At 63.3% G+C, this 20,193-nt stretch carries 17 protein-coding genes; 10 read left to right on the top strand and 7 right to left on the bottom strand.

Features of this window, described 5'->3' with window-relative positions; all coding sequences use genetic code 11:
- Positions 1–198 precede the first annotated feature (198 nt).
- The 6 genes from ACQKRQ_RS00185 to ACQKRQ_RS00160 form a co-directional block, all read right to left on the bottom strand.
- Entirely contained in the window at positions 199–447 is a 249-nt protein-coding gene (locus ACQKRQ_RS00185) for a hypothetical protein (protein ID WP_132378817.1), read from the bottom strand.
- Positions 448–651: 204 nt separating this feature from the next.
- Positions 652–1,698 carry a phytoene/squalene synthase family protein gene (locus tag ACQKRQ_RS00180; protein ID WP_427474611.1) on the bottom strand — a complete coding sequence of 349 codons (1,047 nt, stop codon included), beginning with the start codon at positions 1,696–1,698 and terminating at the stop codon, positions 652–654.
- 119 nt (positions 1,699–1,817) lie between these two features.
- Positions 1,818–2,702 (bottom strand): amidohydrolase family protein, encoded by an 885-nt coding sequence (locus ACQKRQ_RS00175; protein WP_427474610.1) that lies wholly within the window; start codon positions 2,700–2,702, stop codon positions 1,818–1,820.
- A gap of 34 nt (positions 2,703–2,736) precedes the next feature.
- Entirely contained in the window at positions 2,737–4,638 is a 1,902-nt protein-coding gene (locus ACQKRQ_RS00170; RefSeq protein ID WP_427476018.1) for a feruloyl-CoA synthase, read from the bottom strand.
- Positions 4,639–4,682: 44 nt separating this feature from the next.
- Entirely contained in the window at positions 4,683–6,134 is a 1,452-nt protein-coding gene (locus tag ACQKRQ_RS00165; protein WP_427474609.1) for an aldehyde dehydrogenase, read from the bottom strand.
- A gap of 81 nt (positions 6,135–6,215) precedes the next feature.
- The gene (locus tag ACQKRQ_RS00160; RefSeq protein ID WP_132378827.1) at positions 6,216–7,043 is read right to left on the bottom strand and encodes a p-hydroxycinnamoyl CoA hydratase/lyase; all 828 of its coding nucleotides are present in this window, start codon (positions 7,041–7,043) and stop codon (positions 6,216–6,218) included.
- 167 nt (positions 7,044–7,210) lie between these two features.
- On the opposite strand from ACQKRQ_RS00160, the gene ACQKRQ_RS00155 reads away from it, so the two are divergent.
- From ACQKRQ_RS00155 to ACQKRQ_RS00115, 9 genes are all read left to right on the top strand, one after another.
- On the top strand, positions 7,211–7,681 hold the full coding sequence (locus ACQKRQ_RS00155; RefSeq protein WP_427474608.1) for a MarR family winged helix-turn-helix transcriptional regulator: 471 nt from the start codon (positions 7,211–7,213) through the stop codon (positions 7,679–7,681).
- A gap of 347 nt (positions 7,682–8,028) precedes the next feature.
- The gene (mhpT, locus tag ACQKRQ_RS00150; protein ID WP_427476016.1) at positions 8,029–9,258 is read left to right on the top strand and encodes a 3-(3-hydroxy-phenyl)propionate transporter MhpT; all 1,230 of its coding nucleotides are present in this window, start codon (positions 8,029–8,031) and stop codon (positions 9,256–9,258) included.
- A 63-nt stretch (positions 9,259–9,321) separates the two neighbouring features.
- Entirely contained in the window at positions 9,322–10,461 is a 1,140-nt protein-coding gene (locus ACQKRQ_RS00145) for a porin (RefSeq protein ID WP_427474607.1), read from the top strand.
- 10 nt (positions 10,462–10,471) lie between these two features.
- Positions 10,472–12,205 (top strand): tannase/feruloyl esterase family alpha/beta hydrolase, encoded by a 1,734-nt coding sequence (locus tag ACQKRQ_RS00140; protein WP_427474606.1) that lies wholly within the window; start codon positions 10,472–10,474, stop codon positions 12,203–12,205.
- Positions 12,206–12,565: 360 nt separating this feature from the next.
- Positions 12,566–14,041, top strand: coding sequence for an ATPase domain-containing protein (locus ACQKRQ_RS00135; protein WP_132378835.1), 1,476 nt, complete (start codon positions 12,566–12,568; stop codon positions 14,039–14,041).
- Between the two features lie 6 nt (positions 14,042–14,047).
- Positions 14,048–14,398, top strand: coding sequence for a response regulator (locus tag ACQKRQ_RS00130; RefSeq protein WP_408177269.1), 351 nt, complete (start codon positions 14,048–14,050; stop codon positions 14,396–14,398).
- 200 nt (positions 14,399–14,598) lie between these two features.
- Positions 14,599–16,032 carry an MFS transporter gene (locus tag ACQKRQ_RS00125; RefSeq protein WP_132378839.1) on the top strand — a complete coding sequence of 478 codons (1,434 nt, stop codon included), beginning with the start codon at positions 14,599–14,601 and terminating at the stop codon, positions 16,030–16,032.
- A 38-nt stretch (positions 16,033–16,070) separates the two neighbouring features.
- The gene (locus ACQKRQ_RS00120) at positions 16,071–17,270 is read left to right on the top strand and encodes a CaiB/BaiF CoA transferase family protein (protein ID WP_408314318.1); all 1,200 of its coding nucleotides are present in this window, start codon (positions 16,071–16,073) and stop codon (positions 17,268–17,270) included.
- A 2-nt stretch (positions 17,271–17,272) separates the two neighbouring features.
- Positions 17,273–18,097, top strand: coding sequence for a citryl-CoA lyase (locus tag ACQKRQ_RS00115; RefSeq protein WP_427474605.1), 825 nt, complete (start codon positions 17,273–17,275; stop codon positions 18,095–18,097).
- A gap of 29 nt (positions 18,098–18,126) precedes the next feature.
- On the opposite strand, the gene ACQKRQ_RS00110 is transcribed toward ACQKRQ_RS00115, so the two are convergent.
- Positions 18,127–18,891, bottom strand: a complete 765-nt coding sequence (locus ACQKRQ_RS00110; protein ID WP_132378845.1) for an IclR family transcriptional regulator — start codon at positions 18,889–18,891, stop codon at positions 18,127–18,129.
- A gap of 280 nt (positions 18,892–19,171) precedes the next feature.
- On the opposite strand from ACQKRQ_RS00110, the gene tehA reads away from it, so the two are divergent.
- Positions 19,172–20,188, top strand: a complete 1,017-nt coding sequence (gene tehA / locus ACQKRQ_RS00105; RefSeq protein ID WP_427474604.1) for a dicarboxylate transporter/tellurite-resistance protein TehA — start codon at positions 19,172–19,174, stop codon at positions 20,186–20,188.
- Positions 20,189–20,193 lie beyond the last annotated feature (5 nt).

Below are 20,193 nucleotides of genomic sequence, written 5' to 3'. Positions count from 1 at the left end.
CGACCGAGTATCCCCGATCGCGGGCCAGTGGTGTATTGGTTACCTCCGTCATCGGGCTCCCGATGGCTTCGCCTGGACCCTTCACGGTCCGGGCGCTTTTTATTGGCGCCTTGTTCGGCAGCGCCTTTGTCAGTATCGAAACGGCGCCCGCAATGGCGGACTACGTGCCGGTTTCACATAGTGAGCCGGCGACCCGCGTCAGTCGCGTGCGACCAGATCGCCCACTTGACCGCGCCCGGTGACGAGACAGCTCGAGAGGAAATTCTCGCCCTGACTGCTGGCTCCGATGTCTCCAAAGCCTTTTTTCAGCGCATTCGATTTGACCAGCTCAGCCCCCTGGTGACACGTTATTGTCCCCATCTCTCCCGCTTGCGCACGCATCAGCGCCCTATCTGCCATCAGATAACCTAGCAACAGCACTACGGCAATATTGAACGCTTGTCTCATGGTTCGCCTCCTCTTTTGAAGAGACTAACGCGAACCATGGATACACGGTCCTAGGGGTTTCCCGATCGATGGCTATTCCATGATGCAGATTAAATCAGGTCACGCTTTCACGCAGTCCGTTATGCGGCGTGGCTCGATCCGGTCTTGCCCGTAGAAAATGGAACTCCTGAATGCTTGGGTGACACAGCGCGTGTTCCATCATCCTCACAGCCGGGCTTCGATCTGCCTGATTCGCTGTTCGATGGCATTGCGCACCAGCGCATTCGAAGGCACCAGCAACAGCGACGACGCGATGATCTGATACACCTTATTGCGTCGCACCTTGGACACTTTCTGCGGATCGAGCCAGGCACTGTTGTCCGCGAGCAGGATCAGGGTCTCGAGACCGATCAGAATCGGCCACAAACATGCGAGCCGCAAACGCACGGAAAACGCGGGAATCGCTAGCGTGTAATCGAGGGCTTCGCGGAAATGATCGAGTGTCTTGCGCAGAAGTTCGACCATCAGCGGCCGGGCACGCACCGAATTGGCCGGCAGCAGCAGATCCTGCGCGCTTAGGCCATATTGGTCGAGCAGGGTCTGCGGCAAATAACAACGGCCGATTCGCAAATCCTTGCCGCAATCGCGCAACACGTTGGTCATTTGCAGCGCCTTGCCGAACCGCACGCCGCGCCGTGCCATCGTCTCGGGCCGCTCCTTCAGCGTGCCTGGCATGTGCGCGTAGGTCATGGTGGTCCAGAATTCGCCGACGCAGCCCGCCACCAGATACGTATAGCGGTCGAGTTCGTCGTATTCGCGCAGCGACGCGATCTGACCGGAACGTTCGTCGGGGAAGGTGCGAAGATCGAACTCCATGCCTTCGGTCAGCGTCGAGACGATCTCGCGCACGGCCTTGCGATCCGATTCGCTCAGCTGCGACAACACATCGAGCGCAGGGCCGAGCGATTCGAGCAGCACTTTCTCGTCCGACTGGATCTGCTGCCCCGCCACTTCGGCGGCCATGCGCTGGAACAGCGCGCCGTCGTCGGTTGCGCCATTCACCTGAGCACGCAGCGACAACAGCAAGGCGAGGCGTTGTTCCGGCGAGATCAGCGAGGTGTCCGCAATCGTATCGGCCGCGCGTGCCAGCAGGTAGGCGAGTCCGATCGGATCGCGCATCCCGACGGGCAGCACGCGCAGGGTGAGATAGAAGGAGCGTGAAACGCCTTTCAGGAGCGGGCCAAGAAGGAAGGCCCGGGTCGGATTCGGCATGGATGGGATCAGGTCGGTATTGGGCAGAAAAACAGGCAAAAATCAGGCGCTGCCGAATTGTATACGGCGAAGCGCCTCTGCCGTGCGCAGTGGACCTGCACTGCTACCCACCAACGCTTTTAGGTGTCGCTCTGAAGCCCCAGCAGGCCGATCGCGTTCTGCTTGATAATCAAAGGCTGCACCTCTTCTCTGAAACCGACCTGCCTGAAATCCTCCAGCCAGCGGTCCGGCTGGATCAGCGGAAAATCCGAACCGAACAGCATCTTGCGCTTGAGCACCGTATTGGCGTGGCGGATCAACTCGGGCGAGAAATATTTCGGCGACCAGCCGGACAGGTCGATATAGACGTTGGGCTTATGCAATGCGATCGACAACGCCTGCTCCTGCCACGGCCACGACGGATGCGCGATCACGATGTTCATATCGGGGAAATCCGCCGCGACGTCGTCGAGATGAATCGGCTCCGAATATTTCAGGCGCAGTCCGCCGCCGCCTCGCATGCCCGACCCCATGCCGGAATGGCCGCTGTGAAAAACCGCGGTGAGCCGGTGTTCGGCGATCAGTTCGTAGAGCGGATAAGCAAGCCGGTCGTTGGCGAAAAACGCCTGCATCGTGGGATGAAACTTGAAACCGCGCACACCGTATTCCTCGATCAGCTTGCGCGCCTCACGCACTCCCATCTTGCCCTTGTGCGGATCGATACTCGCGAAGGCAATCATGATGTCGCTGTTCTTCTGCGCGAATTCGGCGATCTCCTCGTTCGGGATGCGCCGCCGTCCGAGGTTCGCTTCGCAGTCCACGGTGAACATCACGAAGCCGATCTTGCGCTCGCGATAGTGTTCGATGGTCTCGGGAATCGTCGGCCGCCGGCCGAGTTTCAGCACGGTGCCGAAATACTTGTCGGCGGCATCGTCGAATTCCTTGCCGAACAGATCCGGCGGCTGGCAGCACGAAACTTCCGCGTGCACGTGAGTGTCGATTGCGACGAGTTGGTCGAGATTCATCTAGCCTTTCCTGTCTGATCCTGCGGCGCACGCGTCACGTCGCGCCGCATGCACTCGCGACGATCACCGCGGGATCGCGCTGAGCCGCGTCATACATCGCTTCGACGAGCGCGGCGCGATGCGTCAACACCGCGCGTTGATTGATCGAGCCTTTGTCCGTGATCTCACCGAGATCGAGCGACGGCACGACGTCCATGAGCCGCAGCCGCGCAATGGTGGTCGCGCCGCCCGTGGCACCGCGATTGAGCGTGTCGAGCAGAGCCGCGAAGTGCGCGCGCACGGTGGGTGCTTCGACCACCTCTTGCGCGCTCGCCGAAACGGGCAAACGAGCCAGCCGCTTGCAATCGTCGAGACGTGGGAAGACCAGCAGCCCCACATCGTCGCGATTCATGCCGGCGACCACCACGTCCTGCACATACGGTGCGCCTTCAGAAATCACGCGCGCCCGCATCGGGCCGACGCTCACGAAAGTGCCCGAGCTCAGCTTGAAGTCCTCGGCAATGCGCCCATCGAACGACAACCCAAGTTCCGGCTGCGCCATGTCGACAAAGCGCAGTGCGTCGCCGCTGCGGAAGTAGCCTTCTTCGTCGAAGGCGTTCTCCAACTCGGCCGCGTCGGCGCGCCAGTACCCGGCCATGACGTGCGGCCCGCGATAACGCGCCTCGAGCTTGTCGCTGACCGGCGCTAGTTTGACTTCGCAACCGTGCGCGGGCAGGCCCACATAGCCCGCGCGCATGATCGGCCCCGTGGTGAACAGACACGACGGCGAGGTCTCCGTCATACCAAGTCCGGCCATGATGCGTATCCGCTCGCCGCAATACGTTTCAGTGACGCGTTCGAGCCTGTCCCACGCCGCTTGCGACAAGCCGGCACCGGAGAAGAAATACACCTTCACGCGCGAGAAAAAAGTCTCGCGCAATTGCTCGTCGCGCTCCAGCGCGATCGCCAGTTCCTCCCAACCCTTCGGCACATTGAAGTAGATAGTCGGGGCGATCTCGCGCAGATTGCGCAGCGTTTCCTCGAACTTGCCGTTGACCGGTTTGCCGTCGTCGATATAGAGCGTGCCGCCGTTGTAGAGCGCGATGCCCACGTTATGGCTGCCGCCGAACGTGTGATTCCACGGCAGCCAGTCGACCAGCACCGGTGGCTCCTTCGCGAACTCGGGGAACGTTTCGAGCAGCATCTGCTGGTTGCTGCATAGCATGCGGTGGGTGGTCGGCACCGCCTTCGGCAGTTTGGTCGAACCCGAGGTGAAAAGGAATTTGGCGATCGCGTCGGGGCTTACCGTGGCGTGAACTGAATCGACCGTAGTGGGCGTTGTGTTCAGCAGGTCGCCGAACGAAGTCACGTTGCGGGTCGTCGGCTGCTCACGTGGCAAGTTGACGGCAATTACTTCGACATCGGCCGGCACGACCGCCTCGATTGCCTTGGCGAACGTATCGTAGCTGCTTGCAAACACGAGACCTGGCGTCAGCAGGTCGATCGTATGGCGCAACTTGCCGAAGTCGCCGGAAGCAAGCGCATAGGCCGGCGAAATCGCGGCATAGGGAACGCCGGCCCACATTGCGCCGAGCGCAAGTTGAAGATGTTCGAGATCGTTGCCCGACAGAATCACGATGGGCCGTTCAGCGGAAAGATCGCGCGCGAGCAGCGCCTGGCCGATTGCGCGAGCGCTTTGCAACGCCTTTGCGTAGCTCAGGCCGATCCATTGACCGTCGCTGCCGCGACGTGCGGCGAGCCATCGGTCGGGATGCGCTTGCGCACCGCTCGCGAGCCGTTCCGTCATACGTTGCGGATGCTCGCCGAGTGGTTCTGCCGCGCGCAGATACCACGTGTCGCCCTGGCGCTGCGTGTGCAATGATGAAGCGCCGATCGTCGTCGCCCGGTAGCGCTTCGGCGCACCGGGGGTATTCGGTTGTATCGGCTCGGAATGCAAAGCCTGTCTCCTATCGATCAGAATGAAAATCGCGATCGCAACGATCAAATCGGATAGTGCCGCGGTCCGGTTTGAATCGTGATCCAACGCAGATCCGTGAACTCGGCAATCGACGCCTTGCTGCCGAATCGCCCGTAGCCGCTTTTCTTCACGCCGCCGAACGGCATCTGCGCTTCATCGTGCACGGTCGGACCGTTGATATGGCAGATACCCGATTCAATGCGCTTCGCGACGTTCAACGCGCGCGACACATCGCGACTGAATACCGCGGCTGAGAGTCCATATTCGCTGTCGTTGGCGATTCGAATGGCTTCTTCGTCGCCGTCTACGCGTTGCACCGTCACCACCGGCCCGAACGATTCTTCCGCATACAGCTTCATTGCAGGCGTAATGCCGTCGACAATCACCGGTTGCATCACAGCGCCTTCGACCGTGCAGCCGACCGGCAACCGCGCGCCCTTCTCATGCGCGTCTTCGATCAACGCCTCGATGCGCCGCGCGGCAGCCGCGCTTTCGAGCACACCGAGTACGGAATCCGCTGCGGCCGGGTCGCCGGCTTTCAGGCTTCGCGCTTTCGCCGCGAGTTTCTCCACCAGCGCATCCGCAATCTTCCGGTCGACGATCACGCGCTCCGTCGACATGCAAATCTGCCCCTGGTTGAAAAACGCGCCGAACGCGATGCCTGCGACGGCCGCATCCAGATCGGCATCATCGAGCACCACGACCGGCGCCTTGCCGCCGAGTTCGAGCAACGCCGGCTTCAGATGCAGCGCCGCATGCTGCGCGACGATGCGCCCCACTCGCGTCGAACCGGTGAAATTCACCCGACGTACCGCCGGATGCGCAATCAGCCGCTCCACGATCGCCCGCGCGTCTTCGGCGGAATGTGTGATCACGTTGACGACGCCATCGCCGAGCCCGGCTTCCTGCAGCACGCTGCCGATCAACCGATGCACGCCCGGACAACCTTCGGACGCCTTGAGCACGACCGTGTTGCCGCACGCGAGCGGCATCGCAATGGCCCGCGTGCCGAGAATCACCGGCGCGTTCCACGGCGCCATGCCGAGCACCACGCCGCATGGCTGGCGCACCGCCATCGCGAGACTGCCTGGCACATCGGACGGAATCACGTCGCCGTCGATCTGCGTGGTCATGGCCGCGGCTTCGCGCAGCATGTTGGCGGCCAGCATAACGTTGAAGCCGTACCAGTTCGGCATCGCGCCCGTTTCGGCGACGCCGGTTTCGATGAACTGCGCGGTGAGGGCGTCCATCAGATCCGCTGCCGCCAGCAAACGCTTGCGACGCTCGGTCGGTGCCAGCGCCGACCAGGCCGGAAAGGCCTGCGCGGCCGCTTCAACCGCGGCGTCGGCATCGGCCAGCGTGGCCGCCGCCGCACGCGAAGCGGCCTGGCCGCTCGCGGGATTGATCCGCTCGAACGTCTTGCCGTCCGATGCGCCGCGGCTTTCGCCGCCAATCAACAAAGTCACTTCATGCATGTCCGTCGTCTCCTCGCTGTCTCTCTCGCTGCATCACTCACCGTAGTCTGCGTGAACCGAAGTCCACGCCGATGCGACCGATTAGCGCTTGTACGTTTGCAGACCGGGCTTGATCGCCTTGTCGTCGAGGAACTGCTTGAGGCCCTGTTCGCGGCCGCCTTCGGGATCGCGCAATTGCGCCTGATCGAGCTTGGCGTACAGATAGTCTTCGTTCTGATCCCACGTCAGTTCGCGGCAACGCTTGAAACCCTGCTTGGCGGCTCGCAACACCACCGGATTCTTCTCGAGCAGTTTGCCGGCGAGCGCACGCGTAGCTTCGCGCAGCTCGGCGCGCGGCACGCTCTTGTTGACGAGGCCCATCTGCGCCGCTTCCTGCCCGGTGAACGTCTCGCCCGTCATGATGTAATACAGCGCCTGACGATGCCCGACGGTATCGGCCATTGCTTTGCTCACCAGGTTGCCCGGCGGAATACCCCAGTTGATTTCGGAGAGGCCGAACACGGCTTCGTCGGCGGCAATCGCGAGGTCGCACGCCACCAGCGGCGAGAATCCGCCACCGAAGCACCAGCCATTGACCATCGCGATGGTCGGCTTCGCGTACATGCGCAGCAGTTGCCATTGCCACCGGCACGCGTCGCGGCGAATCTTTTCCTGCAGGATTTCAGGGCCCGCGTCGACTTCGCGGAAATATTCCTTCAGGTCCATGCCGGCAGTCCACGCGTCGCCTTCGCCGGTGAGTACCAGAACCTGGGCTTCCGCGTCCAGCTCAACGGCTTCGAGCACCTCGATCATTTCCTTGTTCAGCGTGGGGCTCATCGCATTGCGCTTCTCAGGTCGATTGAACGAGACCCATGCGATTCCTTCCACGACATCGACCTTGACGGTATTCCAACGGCCTTCATAACTCATCTGCTTTCTCCGTGAACGTTGGCCGCGACCGCGGCCTGATGAACACATTTAATATCAGGCTGCCTGATATGTAAAGTGGAAAATCGCCCGCTCGGTGCAAACCCCTAGCGGCGGAATTTCCGTCGAGGCGCGCTAAGATGCGGGATAGACCGAACCTTCTGCCCACGATGAGCAAAAATCAAAACTCGCCTGCCGAGCCGACCGTCACACGCACTCGCCGTTCCAGCCTGCGCCTGACCTATGTGATCGGCAGTCTCGACCGCATCCTGCGGCGCCGTATGACCGAAGCGCTCGCGCCGCTCGGCCTGACGCTCGCGCAATTCACCGCGCTTTCCGTGCTCGAAGCCAAAGGGCAAGCATCCAACGCACAGGTCGCCGAGCGTTCCTTCATCACGCCGCAGTCGGCCAATGAGGTGATGAATGCGATGGCAAGCCGCAACTGGGTAAGCCGCGAACCGGACCCGACGCACGGCCGCATCGTGCTGCTGCGACTGACGGACGAAGGGCGCGCCGTGTTGCGCGAATGCGAGCAGGCCGTCAAGGCCATCGAGAAGCAGATGATGGAAGGCATCGAACTCGACGCCGCCGGCGCGGTGCAGACCCACCTCGAAACTTTCGTTCGTAATCTGCGCGGCTAGATCCGCTGGCCGCCTCGCCGAATTGCTAGGTGTTTTCACCGAACAATTTGCGCTTGTGTTATCAGCCTACCTGATATTAAATCCAGTCCACGATGCGGCGTGTGGAGACGCGCCGCATCGCCTCGAAGCAAATGCACCGTCGTCTGGCCATCGAAACGATGCGTCGCGCGCGGCGGTGATCGCTGCGCTGCTGCAGAACATTCCATCGTGGCCTCGACGATGATCTGACGCCCGCTTGCCGAACCCGTCTGGCATGCAAGACGGCGACTCGGCATCTGCTGACTTCCAGCGAAACCGGAAAACCACGCCATTTAATAAGGATCACTAACGTGAAAAGAGCCGGAACATTGAATTCGACCGAAGGCACTGCGCTACCGGCGACGTCCAGCCGGACAGGCGCCTTCGTCACCCTCGGATTGTGTTTTGCGATTGCCCTGCTCGAAGGGCTCGACCTGCAGTCGGTCGGCGTCGCCGCGCCGCGCATGGCGCGCGAGTTCGGCCTCTCGGTCGCGCAGATGGGCCTGGCGTTCAGCGCCGGCACCTTCGGCTTGCTGCCCGGCGCGATGTTCGGCGGACGGCTCGCCGACCGCATCGGCCGCAAGCGCGTGCTCGTGATCTCCGCCTGCCTGTTCGGCCTGCTGTCGATCATGACCGCGTTGGTGAGCGACTTTCACACGCTCGTGATCGTGCGGGTGCTGACAGGTATCGGACTCGGCGGCGCATTGCCGAACCTGATCGCGTTGTCGTCGGAAGCGGTCGAGCCGCGTTCGCGCAGCACCGCCGTGAGTGTGATGTATTGCGGCATTCCGTTCGGTGGTGTGATCGCGTCGGTGATCGGCGTGCTGAGTGCGGGCGACACCGAGTGGCGCCACATCTTCTACGTCGGCGGCGCGGGACCGCTGGTGCTGGTGCCACTGCTGCTCGTGTTTCTCGCGGATTCGAAGGCGTTCACGCAAGCATCGCGCGATGGCCACGCCAAACCCGCGCCGGTCGGTGAAATCCTGTTTGGTGGCACGCGTGGGCTCTCCACCGTGCAGATCTGGGTCAGCTATTTCTGCACGCTGATCGTCCTCTACTTCCTGCTCAACTGGCTGCCCTCGTTGATGGCGGCAAGCGGTCTGACGCGCGCGCAGGTCGGCTACGTGCAGATCTTTTTCAACATCGGCGGCGGCATCGGCGCGTTGTGCATCGGCATGTTGATGGATCGCATGCGCTCGGGCGTGGTGGTGGCGGGCATGTATGTCGGGATCATCGCGTCGCTCGCGGCGCTTTCGATGGCGCCCGGCTTCGGCGCGCTGGCGGCCTCGGCCTTCTTCGCGGGGATGTTCGTGATCGGCGGCCAATCGGTGCTGTATGCGCTGTCCGCGGCATTTTATCCGACGGCCATGCGCGGCACCGGCGTCGGCGCGGCGGTGGCGGTGGGCCGCGTCGGCTCGGTGGTCGGGCCGCTGGCCGCGGGTCAATTGCTGGCGATGGGCCGCAGTTCATCGACCGTAATCGGCGCAAGCATTCCCGTCACGCTGGTCGCCGCAGCAGCCGCGCTGCTCCTGCTGCGCCGCCCGCGCGCCGACGACTGACCGTCCGCACAAAAAATTCAACAACAACACACACATTCATTCAACGGTTCGGAGACACCCTTCATGCAAGCATCCGCACGTCTTTTACTCTGCGGCGCACTGTGCACCCTCAGCGGCGCCGCAGCGGCCCAATCGAGCGTGACGCTCTACGGCATTGTCGATACCGGCATCGAATACGTTTCGCACGCGAACGCCGCGGGCAAGAGCGTGTTCCGCATGCCGTCGGTCACGGGCGAACTGCCTTCGCGCTGGGGGCTGCGCGGCAATGAAGACCTGGGTGGCGGCTATAGCGCGGTCTTCACGCTGGAAAGCGGCTTCAATGTGCGAGCCGGTGACCTCGGCCAGGGCGGGCGGCTGTTCGGCCGTCAGGCATTCGTCGGCATCAAGAGCCCATACGGCACGGTCTCGTTCGGCCGCCAGTACACGATGACGTACCTCGCGCTGATGGGCGCGGACCTGATCGGCCCGGACATCTATGGTCTGGGCTCGCTCGACGCCTATGTGCCCAACGCCCGCGCCGACAACTCGGTGGTCTACCTCGGCAGCTATGCGGGCGTGACGCTCGGCGCGAATTACTCGTTCGGCCGCGATTCCGCCGGCACCGGCAACTCGCCGGGCCAGGGCACGTGCACCGGTTCGGTCGCCGGACAGGCAACCCAATGCAGCGAATGGTCGGTCATGCTGAAGTACGACGCGCCGCTCTTCGGCGTCGCGGCGTCGTATGAAGAGCAGCGTGGCGGCAGCACCGCGGCGGCGAACTTCTTCGACGGCATCGCGCCGACTCCGCTCACCAGCGCCGGCGACAAGGACATCCGCGCGCATGTGAGCGCCTACGCGAATCTCGGCAAGGCCAAACTCGGCGTGGGATGGCTCAACCGCCGCGTCGAGCCGGCGGCGGACACGATTGCGAGCGTGCGCTCGAATCTGTTCTTCGTCGCCGCGTCGTACTACGTGACGCCTGCCTTCATCGTCGACGGCGAGGTCTATCACATCACCAATAGCGAGCACGACACCCGCGCCACGATGGGCACGCTGCGCACCACCTATCTGCTTTCGAAGCGCACCGCTGTCTACGCCCAAGGTTCGTACCTCGGCAACAGCGCGAAGGCGCGCTACTCGGTCAGCGCCGGCGGCGGCGGCACGACGCCCGCGGCAGGCACCGGCCAGACCGGCGTGATGGTCGGCGTTCGTCATTCGTTCTAGGAGACACAGCATGAAGTGCACCTCTATCGCGCTCGCAGCGGCTGCGGCGCTCACACTAGCCGCGTGCGGCGGCAACGATCTCGGCAGCAGCGCGGGCACCAGCGCCACCATCGCCGCGTTGCCGCAACTGAGCGCCGCCACGCCGGGCACGCTCGCCGGCAATTGCGCGGCGCTCGCCGCGAAGCTCACATTCGCCAATACGGTCTTCACCACGGTGACGGACGTCGCGGCAGGCACGCTGAAAGTAGCGGGCAAACCGATCGCCGAACACTGTCTGATTCAAGGCAGCATGAATCAGCGCGTCAGCAGTGTCGACGGCAAGACCTATGCGATCGGCTTCGAAATGCGCCTGCCGATCGCATGGAACGGGCGTTTCTTCTATCAGGCGAACGGCGGCCTCGACGGCAACGTGGTCACGGCCACCGGCGAGATCGGCGGCGGCGGTCCCACGAGCGACGCGCTCAATATGGGCTTCGCGGTCATCAGCTCGGATGCGGGGCACAGCTCGGCGCAAAATCCGCTGTTCGGTCTCGACCCGCAAGCGCGCATCGACTACGGCTACAACGCGGTCGCCACGCTTACGCCGATGGCCAAGCAGGTCATCAAGCTCGCTTACGGCAAGGCACCGGACCGCAGCTACTTCGACGGCTGCTCCAACGGTGGACGTCATGCAATGGTCGCGGCGGCACGCTCGTCGGCGGAATATGACGGCATCATTGCGGGCGATCCGGGCTTTCATCTGCCGAAGGCGGCCGTCGGCGAAATGTGGAGCGCGCAGCAACTCGCGAAAGTGGCGAGCGCGACAACGTCGAACGGCCTGCCCGATATCACAACCGGCTTTACCGCGGCAGAACGTCAAATGGCGGCGTCGAAAATACTGGCCAAGTGCGACGCGCTCGACGGCGCCGGCGACGGCCTCATTCAGGATATCAAGGCTTGCCAGGCAAATTTCAGCCTCGCCACCGATGTCCCGACCTGCACGAACAACGTGCGCGACGGCACGTGTTTGACGGGCGCGCAAAAGGACGCCATCGGCAATGTGTTCTCCGGCGCGCGCAACAGCGCAGGCACAGCCCTGTATGCGAGCTTCCCATACGACGCCGGACTCGGCCCGGGCTGGTCGGCATGGAAGCAGGCCAACTCGATCACACTCGATCCGGCCGCAGCCGCCTTCACGTTCACCACGCCACCGCAAAGCGCTTCCGTGTTGAGCCAGTTGTCGGCGTACGCGCTGAACTTCAGCATGGACACCGACGCGCCGAAGATCTTCGCCTCCAGCGGCGCGTATAGCGAGTCGGCGTGGTCCTTCATGACGCCGCCCGACGAAACCAACCTGAGCGCATTGAAGCAGCGCGGCGCGAAGCTGATGGTCTATCACGGCACGAGCGACCCGGTGTTTTCATCGAACGACACGACCGACTGGTATCAGCGGCTCACGACGGCGAACGGCGGTGACGCGTCGAACTTCGCGCGTCTTTACACGATTGCCGGCATGAACCACTGCAGCGGTGGACCGAGCACCGACCAGTTCGACATGCTCACGCCGCTCGTCGCGTGGGTCGAACAGGGCAAAGCGCCGGACAGCGTGGTCGCCACCGCGCGCGACGCGAGCAATGTCGTGCCGAACACGGACGTGCCTGCCGGTTGGGGCGCGGGACGCACGCGGCCACTTTGCGCGTATCCGAAAGTGGCGCGCTATCAGGGCGGCGACGTCAACGCCGCGAGTAGTTTCGTTTGTAGTTGAATCGAAAGCGGGTTGTCGGCCCGCCTCGCTGTAAGCGCCTCGCGCATGCGGTGCACCTTTGCACGAATTGCATGCGCGAGGCGTTGTCTGAATTTCCCTCTGCTTACATCGCGTTGAAAAGTTCGCCGCCACTCCGGCGGTCGACAACGCGCCACTCCACTGCCTCGTACTACCGCGAACCGCACGCCTGCGTGCCGTTCGCCAAGCGCGTCGCCGCCAGGTAGAATCCCCTGCATCTCATGCCGACGCGCAGCAATGCCGCCCCGGAGCGGGAACGCGGCTTGCTAGTTAGAGGAGTTGAGCAATAGACGATTCCTTACGAGCCGTCGCTTCTCCGCACTTTGAAATGACACTTCGACAATGACTAACCACGAATCTCAGACATCTTCCCGATCCAACGTGGAAACGGGCGTCCCCGGTCTCGACGAGATCCTGGGCGGAGGTCTGGTCCGCGGCGGCGTGTACCTGCTGGAAGGCATGGCCGGCGCCGGCAAGACGATTCTGTCGAGCCAGATTGGTTTTCATCGTGTAAGCCAGGGCGAGAAGGTGCTGTACATGACCTTGATCGCCGAATCGCACGACAAGCTGTTGGGTCATCTCAAGGGCCTGAGCTTTTTCGACGAGAAAGCGGTCGCCCAGCAGATGCTGTTCGTGTCCGGCTATCACGAACTGATGCAGGACGGTCTCGACGGCTTCCTCAAGCTGATTGCCTCGAGCATTTACGATTACCGCCCGAGCCTGATGATCATCGACGGCTTTCGTAGCGCGCGTGAATTCAGCGAGACCGAGCTGTCGCTGTCCAAGTTCATCCATGAGTTGAATGCGCTGGTCGCAGCGATGGATTGCACGACCTTGCTGCTTGCCCCGCTCTCCGGCAACGAACCGCATCCGGAACATACGCTGGTCGATGGCCTGATCGAGCTGAACCGATTCAACGACGGCATGCGCCGCGCGCGCGAAATCGAAGTCCACAAGATGCGCGCGCGCAATCATCTGATGGGCAAGCATTTCTTCCGCATTGCCGAAAGCGGGCTCCTGATGTTCCCGCGCCTGGAAGCGCAATCTGCTCTGCCGCCCGGTCCGGTCGATCTGAAAGCGCGTCTCGGCTTCGGCCTTCCGCATCTCGACGGCCTGCTCGGCGGCGGCTTTGCGCAAGGCTCCACGACCACGCTGATCGGGCCGTCGGGCGTCGGCAAGACGTTGCTCTGTCTGCAATTTCTCGCGGCCGGCGTCGCGCGCGGCGAACGCTGCGTGTACCTTGGCTTTTACGAAGGGCCGCAGCGGCTGATCGGCAAAGCGGAGGCCGTGTCGATCGGACTGACGGACGCGTACGAGGACGGCCGGCTCGTGATCCAGTGGCAACCGGCCATTGAACTGGCCGTCGACGAACTCGCGGCCACCGCGCTCGCCACGGTCAAGAAGATCGGCGCGTCGCGCATCGTCATCGACGGGGTGGAAGGTTTCCGCGATTCCGCCTTGCGCACCGAGCGCTTTGGCCTGTTCCTGAATGCGCTGCTGCATCAGCTTCGCGAGGCCTGCGTCACCACGCTCCTTACAGAAGAGTTGCCGCTTTACGCCGACCCCGGCCACGCGAGGAGCGTGCGGGTTTCGGCCCTGACCGAGAACCTCGTGCTGCTGCGTTACGCCGAAACGGAAACGGGTCTGCGGCGCATGATTTCCGTGGTCAAGCAGCGTGAAAGCGCCCACGACACTTCGTTGCGCGAGCTTGTGATTTCGTCTCAGGGTCTCGACGCGATCGAAAACTCGGGGAGCCCCGCCAGCCTGTATTCGGCGGCCGGCCTGTCGGCCACGCTGCCGCCGCGACGAAATACCTAGCCGCCCATGAAAACCATTCTGGTCGTGGACGACGAGTTCGACATCCTGACAGTCTGGCGGCTGTTGCTGGAGCGGCACGGCTACACCGTGCTGACGGCGTCGAACGGGGCCGCCGCGCTCGAGCAGATACGCAAGACCCGGCCCGACATCATCGTGTCGGACTGCATGATGCCGGTCATGTCAGGGCTGCAACTGTGCGCGGCGTTGAACGCCGATCCTGATCTGCGTGCCATTCCGATCATTCTGTGCAGCGCGGCCGCGGATATCCCCGTGCAACCGAATCCCGTCATCGAATACGCGCGCAAGCCGCTTTCGTTCGACACGCTGCTGGCCATGCTTCAACGCATGGCCACGTAAAGCAGCGGACCGCCCTCGCGGCGGACGGGCGGGCGCGCTTGCTGCGCGAACGCCCGTCCGCAAGTGCATTTCCCCTCTCTCCAGGTAAAAACCCGGATTCCTGCCGTCGGCCGCACAGACTACTCTCGGCACACTCATTAAACAGAACGTCGTTCTTTCCAACAGAACGACGCGACGAAAGACACCCGAAGGAGGATTTCATGGCAAGCCTGCCGATCGACACGTCCGGCGCGTCGCCCCATTCAAGCGCCGGCGCGCCGGAGCTCACGCCCGGCGTCAACGCGCGCATCGACCGCCTGCCCGCGACGCGTGCCGTGTGGATGCTGGTTTTCCTGCTGTCCATCGGCGGCTGGTTCGAGTTCTACGATCTGTTTTTCACCGCGTACGTCGGCCCCGGCCTCGTCAAAAGCGGTGTCTACTCGACAACGACCGCGTCGTTCTTCGGCGTGTCCGGACTCGGCGCGTTCGTGGCGGCGTCGTTTGCCGGGCTTTTCATCGGCACGTTCTTTCTGGCGGGCATGGCCGACCGCTACGGCCGCAAGACGGTGTTCACTATTTCGCTGCTGTGGTACTCCGCCGCGACGCTGATCATGGCGCTGCAAAGCACGGCGCCCGCCATCAATCTGTGGCGCCTGATTGCCGGCATCGGCGTGGGGGTCGAGCTGGTGACGATCGATACGTACGTCAGCGAACTCGTGCCAAAACATTTGCGTGGCCGTGCCTTTGCGTTCGTTCATCTGGTGCAGTACACCGCGGTGCCGTCGGTCGCGTTTCTCGCGTGGTGGCTGGTGCCGCTCACGCCGTTCGGACACGACGGCTGGCGCTGGGTCGTGATCATCGGCGCGTTGGGCGCGGTGGTGGTGTGGGCAATTCGCCGACGCGTGCCGGAAAGCCCGCGCTGGCTCGCGCAGCAAGGCCGCGTCGCCGAAGCCGAGCAGGTGCTGCAGGCGCTGGAAGCGAAAGTCGCCGCGCAATACGGCAAACCTCTGCCGCCCGCCGTGCCGACTGTCGAACCGGCGACCACCAAGGCCGCCTTCCGCGAAATCTGGCAGCCGCCGTATCGCAAACGCGCGATCACCATGCTCGTCTTCAATCTGTTCCAGGCGATCGGTTTCTACGGCTTCGCCTCGTGGGTGCCGACGCTGCTCGTCTCCAAAGGCGTGACGATCACGCACAGTCTGCTGTACTCGTTCGTGATTGCGGTTTCGAATCCGTTCGGGCCGCTGATCGGCATGGCGATCGCGGATCGCATCGAACGGAAGACGTTGATCGTGCTGTCGGCGCTCGGTATTGCCGTGTTCGGCAGCCTGTTCGCGACGCAAACCTCGCCCGCCATGCTGATGACGCTCGGCGTGCTGATCACACTGAGCGGCACGCTGCTCTCGGTCGGCTATCACGCGTATCAGACCGAACTCTTCCCGACGCGTTTGCGGGCGCGCGCCGTCGGCTTCGTCTACTCGATGTCGCGTCTGTCGGCGATGTTCTCCGGCTTCATGATCGCGTTCGCGCTGCGTCACTTCGGTGTAAGCGGTGTGTTCGCGCTGATCAGCGCGTCGATGGTGATGGTGATGGGCGCGATCGGCATCTTCGGACCGCGGACCAACCATCGCAATCTCGACGAAATTTCGCATTGAACTGCGTCGCATCGTATTTTGAACAAGAGGCTTTAAAGATGACGCTGCCGTTGGCTGGAGTCCGGGTACTGGACTTATCGAATGTATTGGCCGGGCCGTTTTGCGCGTATCAACTCGCGTTGCTCGGCGCTGAAGTGATCAAGGTCGAACACCCGGAAGGCGGCGATCTGGCGCGGCGCCTCGGCGCCGACAAGGATGCGTCGGCGCGCAACATGGGCGCCTCGTTCGTCGCTGTGAACGCGGGCAAGCAGTCGCTTACGCTCAATCTGAAAGACCCGCGCGGCAAGGCGATTTTGCGCGAGCTCGTCGAAACCGCGGACGTGCTGGTCGAAAATTTCCGGCCCGGCGTGATGACGCGTCTCGGCCTCGATTTCGAGGCGCTGCGCGAGGTCAATCCGAAGCTCGTGTATTGCGCGATCTCCGGCTTCGGCATGGACGGCGAGTTTTCAAAGCGCCCTGCTTACGACCAGATCATTCAGGGCATCTCCGGCGTGATGAGCGTGACCGGCGATGCCGACAGCGCACCGTTGCGCGTCGGCTATCCGGTGTCGGACACAGTGGGCGGTCTCACCGCGGCGTTCGGCATTTGCGCCGCGTTGCTCGACGCGCGCGCCACGGGACACGGCCGCATGCTCGACGTGTCGATGCTCGAAGCCACGCTCGCAACCATGGGCTGGGTCGTCTCGAATTTCCTGAACGCCGGCGTCACGCCGACGCCAATGGGCAACGAGAACTTCACCGCCGCGCCGTCGGGCACTTTCAAAACCGGCGACGGCCCGCTCAATATCGCCGCCAACGAAAACAAACAGTTCGCGAGCTTGTGTCAGTTAATCGGCCGCGCCGATCTGCTCGACGATCCGCGTTTTTCCGAGCGCAACGCCCGCAAGCTGAATCGCGCGGCATTGAAAGCGGAGATCGAAGCAGCACTCGCGCACGATAGCGCCGCGAACTGGGAAGCGCGTTTCTTCGAAGCCGGCGTGCCGGCCGGCCGCGTGATGTCGGTGCCGGAGATTCTCGCGCATCCGCATCTGGAGTCGCGCGGCTTCATCCGCGAGTTTGCCGCCGACGCCAACACGGACCGCCAGCGCGTGACCCGCGCGGGTTTTCGTCTGCACGACGCGGACACCGCGCCGAGCACGCCCGCGCCGGTTCTCTCGGCTCACACGCATGAACAACTCGCCGCGCTCGGTTACGACGACGCACACATCGACCAACTACGCGCCGAAGGAGTGATCTGAACATGACGCAAGCATTCGACGCAGCGAAGCTTGCTGCCGATTATTGGAGCACGTCGATCATCGACATTCATCCGGGCTCGATCAATGTGCGCGGGTTCCCGATTCAGGAGCTGATCGGCAACATCAGCTTTCCGCAGATGATCTGGCTGATGCTGCGCGGCGAACTGCCCGACGCCGCGCAAGCGCGTTTGTTCGAAGCGGCGCTGGTGTCGTCGGTGGATCATGGCCCGCATGCGCCATCGATTGCGATCTCGCGGATTGCGACCAGTTGCGGCTTGCCGCTGAACGGCGCGATGGCCTCGGCGATCAACGCGCTCGACGACGTGCATGGCGGCGCCGGCCAGCAGGCGGTCGAACTGTACGATTCGATCGATGCGCGCATGCAAGCCGGCACCACGTTGGAAAACGCCGTCGAACAAGGTGTGGATGCCTTCATCGCGGCGCACGGCAAATATCTGCCGGGCTTCGGGCATCGTTTTCATCCGGTCGATCCGCGTGCGCCGCGGCTTCTCGCGTTAGTGGACGAGAATGTCCGCGCGCAGCGTATCAGCGGACGCTATGCCGCGATCGCACGCGGCATTGAAGCGCTGCTCATGAACCTCAAAAGCAAGCCCGTGCCGATGAATATCGACGGCGCCACCGCGGTGATCTACGCCGAACTCGGCTTTGCGCCCGAGTTGGCGCGTGGGGTGTTCTGCCTGTCACGCGCGGTCGGCATTCTGTCGCACGCATGGGAACAGCGCGGACGCAAAGAGCGCAACAAAGGTCCGATGCCGCGCCAGATGGCCTACACGTACACCGGCAAGCCCGAGCGGCATTTGCCTTGAGCTATTTGCCCTGAGCTATTTGCCCTGAACTACTTGTCCTGAACTTCGGCCGCGCGCCGCTGCGCGTTGCGCATGGCACGCGAATCGCCGCCCAAGGCGTCGGTGGCGCGCGCGGCGCAATCGAACAGCGCGCCGAGATTGCGTTCGAGAAACGCGTGATCGATACGCGAGCTCGGACCGGCCAGCGTCACCACGCCACGCAGGCTCTGGCGCACGCCGAATACCGGCATGGAAATACCCGCCGTCTCCCGGTCGCGTTCGCCGATCGACACACAGTAGAAGTCCTCGCGAATCTTCTCGTACGGTGCGCCCGGCATGCCGTCGAAGGCGAGCAATGCGTGGCCGCCCGAGCCGCTTTCCAGCGGCAGCACGTCCCCTTCACGCACGTGAAAGCGCACCGCGTGCTTCGAATCCACGCGATGCAAACACACCCGCACCGCTTCGTCGCGCACATAGAACGACACGCTTTCGCCGCTGATTTCGGCGAGTTCGCGCATGAGCGGCACCAGAATATCGCCGAGGTTCAGGCTGCGCTGATACAGCGCGCCCAGCATGAAAGTGGCGGAACCGAGCTGATAGCGGCCGTCGTCGAGACGCAGCAGCAAGCGATGCTGGATCAGCGAGCCCGCGAGCCGCAACAACGTGCTCTTGTAAAGCCCCGTGCGCGCCGCCAGTTCGGCGAGCGTGAGCGCGTCATCGTCCGGCCGGAAGGCGAACAGAATGGCGCAAGCACGATCGATGACGGCAACACCCTCGCTTTCCTTCGTGTTCGATTTGTCCGCAGGCGTTGGCATGGGTGGCATGACTTCATAGGGAAGCGGAAATTTTACGCCATGACGCCGGGCTGTCATACCCGCCACAGGCGCTTCGGCGCCGATTCCGCGCGGATTCCGGAGCATGAGCGCAAACCACGGCGCAAACGCCCACCGAATACGGCACGTCTCATCTTGAGACGAGCGCGCGATTTGTTGAGCGCGCCCAGCATTCAGCGTTTGGCCGCCGGCTTTTAAAGTACGTCATCGATCGCGCGAAGCCGGAACAGCGGAGCGCGACGCAACTTTCGGAGGATCGGTGATGAACAGCAAGCGTGGGACGATTCCAGTTGCCTTCTTCGGGATCGCGGTGGGCGCACTAGCGTTCGCCAATCTGTGGCGCGTGGCAATCAGGCTCTGGCACCTGCCCGCCGCCGTGGGCGACTTGATGACAGTGGCCGCGCTCGTCGTGTGGCTATTGATTCTGGTGGCATACGGGCAAAAATGGCTGACGCATGCCGCCGAAGCGCGCGCGGAAATGCAGCATCCGGTGCAATCGTCGTTTGCGGCGCTCGGCCCCGTCTCCAGCCTGCTGGCCGCGCAGCTTCTGCAACCGTACGCGCGTACGTTGGCGCTTTCGTTGTTCGGCGTGGCCGTGCTCGCGCAACTGGCGCTCGGCATGTATTTGCATGGACGGCTCTGGCAGGGCGGCCGCAAGCCTGAACTGGTGACGCCCGCCATTTATCTGCCGACCGTGGCGCCGAGCTTCGTAGCCGGCACGGCTTCGGCCGCCTTCGGTTTCCATCAGCTGGGCGCGTTGTTTTTGGGCGCGGGTTTGCTGTCGTGGCTCGCGATCGAATCGCTGATCCTGCACCGCGCCGCCGTGCATGAACCGCTGCCCGACGCATTGCGCCCGGTGCTCGGCATCCAGCTTGCGCCGCCGGTGGTGGGTGGCGTGACCTATCTGAGCCTGAGCAGCGGCGCGCCTGACCTGCTCGCCCTTGTGCTGCTCGGTTATGGCTTGTACCAGGCTCTGCTGCTCCTGCGTTTGCTGCCGTGGATTCGCCAACAGGCTTTCGTGCCGGCTTATTGGGCCTTCAGCTTCGGCGTCGCCGCCCTGCCGACGATGGCGCTTCGGATGGTCGAACGAGGCGCGACGGGTCCGGTTGAATGGGCCGCGCCGGTTCTGTTCATCGCGGCGAATGTGATCATCGCGATTCTGGCGGTGAAGACGTTGGGCTTGCTGGTGCGCGGCAAGCTGATTCCCGCCACCGCGGCTATCGGTGCCCTGCCCGCACCGCGGACATCCGCCGATTCACGTATCGCACGGGCCAGCTAGACTGC

The organism is Paraburkholderia sp. NPDC080076, from assembly GCF_050281145.1.
In the GTDB taxonomy this organism is placed as follows: Bacteria; Pseudomonadota; Gammaproteobacteria; order Burkholderiales; family Burkholderiaceae; genus Paraburkholderia.
This window is presented reverse-complemented; position numbering and strand designations above follow the sequence as displayed.